General features: G+C 67.0%; 2 protein-coding genes. Both read left to right on the top strand.

The window, feature by feature from the left end:
- Window positions 1-21: 21 nt before the first annotated feature.
- On the top strand, window positions 22-231 hold the full coding sequence (locus RM812_RS42575; RefSeq protein ID WP_311586427.1) for a DUF397 domain-containing protein: 210 nt from the start codon (window positions 22-24) through the stop codon (window positions 229-231).
- A 35-nt stretch (window positions 232-266) separates the two neighbouring features.
- The coding region (locus tag RM812_RS42570; protein WP_311586429.1) for a DUF397 domain-containing protein at window positions 267-418 on the top strand (152 nt) is incomplete at its 3' end.

The raw sequence follows: 418 nt of genomic DNA, 5'->3' as shown, positions 1-418 counted from the left end.
CAACGCGGAGAATGAGGAATCTTGACCAGCCAGCAAGTCGACAGTCCCTTCGCCAAGTCGACGTTCTCCGGGGGAGGATCGGCCAACGAGTGCATGGAGGTCGCCCACACGGCCGATGGCGGCCGGGCCGTGCGCGACAGCAAGAACCCGGCTGGCGGGCTTCAGTTCTATGGCCCTGGTCACTGGGCAGCGTTCATCGGCGGTGTGAAGGCCGGTGCCTTCGAGGGCTGATCGTCAGAGCAGAGCTTCGGCGAAAGGGGACAGCGGTGGAGCGGCAGCAGATCATCACGGAGTTCAAGAAGTCCAGCGCCTCGCAGGGCGGCCAGCAGGAGTGTGTCGAGGTGGCCCACACCGCCGACGGCGGCCGGGTGGTGCGGGACAGCAAGGACCCGGCCGGTGGGCTCCAGTTCTACGGCCC

This window comes from Streptomyces lancefieldiae, assembly GCF_031845825.1.
Lineage (GTDB): Bacteria > Actinomycetota > Actinomycetes > Streptomycetales > Streptomycetaceae > Streptomyces > Streptomyces lancefieldiae.
Note: the sequence above shows the minus strand (reverse complement) of the source record. Positions and strands in the feature narration are given on the sequence as shown.